Below are 4,810 nucleotides of genomic sequence, written 5' to 3'. Positions count from 1 at the left end.
CTCCAGGTAGGCCAACGCGCCCGCGCGCGCCCTGGATCCGCCGACGTCGCGGCCGTCGTGGGCGGTCCGGGGCAGTGCGCGGTCGTCGGGCAACCACCGCAGTCCCAGCACCAGGGCGAGCACGCCGAGCGGCACGTTGACCAGGAACATCGCGCGCCACCCGAGGTCGTCGCCGAGAGCTTCGATGAGCAGGCCGCCGACCAGTGGGCCCGAGGCGGTGGCCACCGAGACCGTGGTGGCCATGGTGGCGAACGCGCGGGCGCGGGCCGACCCGCGGAAGTACTTCTGGATGAGTCCGAAGGTCTGCGGGTTGAGCATCCCGGACCCGATGCCCTGGACCACCCGCGCGGCGTTGAGCATCTCGATGTTCTGCGCGAAACCGGCGATGACGGCCCCGACGGTGAAGACGGCGACCCCGGCGAGGAAGAGCCGCTTGCGGCCGGTCGCGTCACCGAGGCGCCCCGAGGGCACCAGCAGCAGGCCGAACGACAACGCGTACCCGGAGACCACCCACTGCAGGCCACTGGAGTCGGCCTCGAGGGCCGGGCCGATCACGGGCAGCGCCACGTTGATGACCGACAACGCGAGGAGCGCCATGAACAGCGGGACCATCAGGGTGGTGAGGACCCGCGCCGTACTCACGGGCGGCTCGGCCGCGGGAGTCACTGGCTGGTCGGTCACCCGGGAGATGGTATCCGTGGGCCAGCGGGAGGCGGCCGGTCGTCGCGCGGCGGGCGCCCCCGTGCGCGTACCCAGGTCGCGCGGGTCCGGGTCCCGCGTGCACAGGTCCCGCCTAACTCCGGTGTGTAACCTCGGCGGACTGATGCACCCATCAACGTCAGGAGATCGAGTGCTGAAGAACAAATGGCGGCTGGTAGCGGTCGCGGCGGCGTCCGTGCTCATCGTGGCGGGCTGCAGTGCCCCCGGCGACGGTGAGGGCGCCCCGGAGGGCGAGCCGACCGCAGCGACCGAGCAGGCCGACGCCCAGGCAGACGCCGACCAGGACGGCGCGGGCCCGAACACCGACGACATCCCGGATCCGGTGGCCGAGGTCAACGGCACCGAGATCACCAAGGACGAGTTCGTCACCGTCTTGCAGGGCCAGTACCAGCAGATGACCATGCAGGCGCAGATGACCGGGCAGCCCGTGGACGAGGACCAGCTCAAGGCGCAGACCCTCGAGGGGTTGGTCGGGAGCGAGCTGCTGCGCCAGGAGGCCGTGGAGCGCGGGCTCGAGGTCTCGGACGCCGAGATCAACACCGCGCTCGCCGGGTTCGCCGAGGCCAACCAGGCCAGCGAGGACGAATTCTTCGCGGCGATGGGGGAACAGGGTCTGGACCGCGACGCCGTGATGGAGCAGATCGAGAAGCAGCTCCTCGTGGACAAGCTGATCGTCGACGAGTACGGCGAGTTCTCCGCGACCGACCAGGAGATCGAGGCCGCCTACGAGCAGTTGGTGCAGCAGCAGGCGATGTCCGGAGGCCAGGCCGGCGGTGGACTGCCCCCACTCGAGCAGGTTCGCGGTGAGGTCGAACAGCAGCTGGTGGCCGAGCAGCAGGCGCAGGCCATGCAGACGCTCTCCGAGGAGTTGCGCGAGGACGCGGACGTGACCGAGCACCTCTAGCGGAACCGGCAGTAGGGCGCCTGAGTCCGTGGTGGAATCGGCTCCATGGGCGCACCGGGCAGGATTTACGCGGCAGGCACCGCGACACTGACTGCGGCACTGAGAACGGCGGTGACCGCTGCTCTGGCCGCGACGGTGACGGGTGTGGTGGTCCTGAGCGCCACGACGGCCGTTGCGCAGCCGCACGCCGCGCACCCGGTGGCAGCACCGCCCGGACTCGGCCCCGCCGGCACCTCCACGGTCCACGGGGACGTGGCCTCCACCGACACCATGCCCGGTCGCGGGCCGGGTGCGAACCCCGCGATCGTGGGCGCGCTGACGGGGGCCACCTGCTCGACCGTGTTCGTCGGCACCGACGGCATGCCCGTCGCGCTGTGCACCTCCTACGTGGGGCTCCAACCGCCGACCCCGCTCGCCCCGACGGTCAAGCTCTTCCATCCCGACACCGCGGCGGTGCTCGCGGAGGTGCAACTGGCCAAGGGCGCGCTGTTGGGCGGTGTGTACGGATACCTCGACGAGCTCGACCGGGTGGTGGTTGCCGACGGCAACCGCAAGCTCCTCGCCGTCGGGCACCACCGCGATCCGGACGGCACCTGGCGCATGTCGGTCGAGGTCCTGGCCGACCTGTCCGCGGGCGTCCCCGACGGGGACGCGGTGACCGGCCTGATCCCGGCGTTCGACGGACGGGTCTGGTTCGCGACGTCCGGCGGGGTGGTGGGAACCGTCCTACCGGGCGACGACGACACTGTGCGCACCCTCGCACTACCCGCAGGGGAGAGGATCACCAACGGGCTGACGGTCCGTCCGGGCGGGGCGTCGATCATCACCACGAGAGCGCTCTACGAGGTGGACGCGGCGCCGGACGGGACCCCGGTGGTGCGCTGGCGGCACGGCTACGAGGTGGGCCCGGCGCGCAAGCCCGGACTGCTGGCGCACGGCTCGGGAACCACGCCCACGTACTTCGGCCCGGGCGACTCGCTGGTGGCGATCACCGACGACGCCGAGCACCCCGATCTGATCGTCCTGCGCCGAGCCGACGGCGCCGAGGTGTGCCGGATGCCGGCGTTCGCGACCTCGCTCGCGCCGGCCTCCGCCGCTCCGGACGGTGTGCTGATCGAGGGGCCCGCGGCCACGGAGAACTCGATCATCGCGGTCTCCGACGCGCTGGTGCTGGTCAACACCTACGGGTACGAGTACCCGCCGTTCGCCGTCGACGGCCCGGCCGTGCCCGCCTCCGCGCCGTACACCGGAGGGATGACCCGGATCGACGTGCGGACCGACGGGACCGGAGGCGCGGACGGCACCTGCTCCCGGGCCTGGACCTCGCTGTCGCGGACGGCGTCGCTGCCCAAGCTCACCACCGGTGACGGGCTGATCCACGCACTGGCGTACGGCCCGCGGGGTGTGCACCCGGCACTGGATCAGGGGCTGGCCCAGAAGTTCGGCCCGGTGGACGTGACCTCGACGGATGTGGAGACCGGCCGGGAGGTGGCGCGCTCCTTCGTGGGCGTGGCCCCGCTGGACGAGCCGATGGAGCTCACCGGCACCGTGGTCTCCCGCGGCGAGGCCCCGAGTGTCATGTGGCAGCCTACGCTCACGCGCATGCTCCGGATCGGCCCCGCCTGACCGCCAGCCAGCAACTATTCGATGAACACAGCGCGGGCCACCGTCACTTGCTCGAACGGCGCCGACTGCGAACTCGGCGCCTTCAGCGCAGTCCATGTCCCGCTGGTGTTGTCGAAGATCCTGCCTTCGGCGGGCTCCCAGAGCCACTGCTGCCCCGCGCAGATGAACCGTTCGGTGGCGTCCGTCCTGATATTGCCGAGTTGGACACTGAACCAGCATCTGTCGCCGTTCGTGAGATCCACGTAGACCGGGACAGGTTCCGAGCCGCTCCGTGGATCGTAACCGCCGTCAAGTACCTGGACCCTCGCGTGGCGTGTGAACTCCAGTCCGTCGGTGGACTGCCGGTCGGGGCACCATGCAGTAGCCCCGTCGGTGGAGCAGAAGTAGACGGAGCCGTCCGTGTGCATGCGGCCGCAACGGAACAGTTCGTCGTCCATGGAGCTACAGCCCCAGCCGGTGTTCTCACCGTCCCGCATATCGAGGCCGGGTGCGAGTGATCCGTCGTCCAGGTACGGGTCATAGATGATGACTTCGGTCTGGCCGCTCTTCATGGTGGTTCTTCGGGAATCGCCGGAGGTCGAGCCCGAGCCTGCCGCCGACGAGGCCACCGTGCCCGGAAGGCATCGGCAGAGTGCGACCGTGGTGACCACATCGTCGTCGACCTTCACCTTCCAGGCGGTGCCGGCCTCACGGCTCGCGACGAACAGGCGGGTGTCCGCGTCCGTGGACCGGCTGGGATCCTCGACGGCCTCGCCGTACAGTTCGACCGCCTTGCTCACCGGATCGCCTACCGCCAGGCCGTCGACGGTGCGGCCGGTGTGGGGGCGGACCTCGATGACGGTGCCGGAGGGGTCGAAGACGTAATCGCAGTCGATGTAGGTGATGACAGTGTTCTCGCCGTCTGCCGTGCCGGTGGACTGGCCGGGGAAGTCCTGGTGGGCCTGCACGATGTCGTCGTAGTGCGTGCCCACGTCGATTCCGCCGAGTCCGGTGGGGGTCAGCGCCGCCGCGTTGCTGTCCACGTCGCGGGCGGCCATGAGTCGGGTCGCGAGCTGGTCGGCGTCGTCTGCGGTCACGAACAACCCGTCGGTGGTGCGGGCGATACACGCGAGCTCCGGAGTCGCCGTCTTGAATCCCACGGTGGAGATCCGGAGGCCGGGGTTCTGCTCGCGCAGCTCAGCGGCGGCCTCGCACGGCGGGTCTCCGCAGCTGTCCTCGCCATCGGAGATCACGATCACGGCCGTCTCACCGTCGGGCAGGAGTCCGGCGGCCTGGCGGAGCGACTCGGCGATGGGCGTGTAACCCTGCGGCACCACCCCGTCCACCAGGTCGACGAGGGACTGCCGGTGCCCGTCGTCGCCGAGACCTGCGGGCGTCGCGAGGGTGGTGACGTCCCGGCAGCCCGCGGCCTGGGACCCGGGGGCATCATCGGTGGAGGTGCCGTACGTGACCAGGCCGAGGACCGCGTCATCGGGTAGTACGGCGAGCAAGCCATCGGCCGCGGCCTTGGCGGCGTCGATCCGGGGCCCGGGGGCATCGTCGACGAGCATCGAGGCCGAG

The 4,810-nt window shown here is 70.8% G+C and carries 4 protein-coding genes; 2 read left to right on the top strand and 2 right to left on the bottom strand.

The window, feature by feature from the left end; genetic code table 11:
* A partial coding sequence (locus G6028_RS07125; RefSeq protein WP_182658452.1) for an MFS transporter occupies window positions 1–681 on the bottom strand: 681 nt, incomplete at its 3' end.
* A gap of 169 nt (window positions 682–850) precedes the next feature.
* On the opposite strand from G6028_RS07125, the gene G6028_RS07120 reads away from it, so the two are divergent.
* Window positions 851–1,624: a SurA N-terminal domain-containing protein gene (locus tag G6028_RS07120; RefSeq protein ID WP_182658451.1), complete on the top strand. Its 774-nt coding sequence runs from the start codon at window positions 851–853 to the stop codon at window positions 1,622–1,624.
* Between the two features lie 45 nt (window positions 1,625–1,669).
* On the top strand, window positions 1,670–3,250 hold the full coding sequence (locus G6028_RS07115) for a hypothetical protein (RefSeq protein ID WP_422110524.1): 1,581 nt from the start codon (window positions 1,670–1,672) through the stop codon (window positions 3,248–3,250).
* A 14-nt stretch (window positions 3,251–3,264) separates the two neighbouring features.
* Here the strand turns inward: G6028_RS07115 and G6028_RS07110 are convergent.
* A partial coding sequence (locus tag G6028_RS07110; protein ID WP_422110523.1) for a vWA domain-containing protein occupies window positions 3,265–4,810 on the bottom strand: 1,546 nt, incomplete at its 5' end.

The organism is Dietzia cercidiphylli (assembly GCF_014145145.1).
Lineage (GTDB): Bacteria > Actinomycetota > Actinomycetes > Mycobacteriales > Mycobacteriaceae > Dietzia > Dietzia natronolimnaea.
The sequence above is the reverse complement of the archived record's forward strand: the minus strand, read 5'-3'. Positions and strand labels throughout refer to the sequence as shown.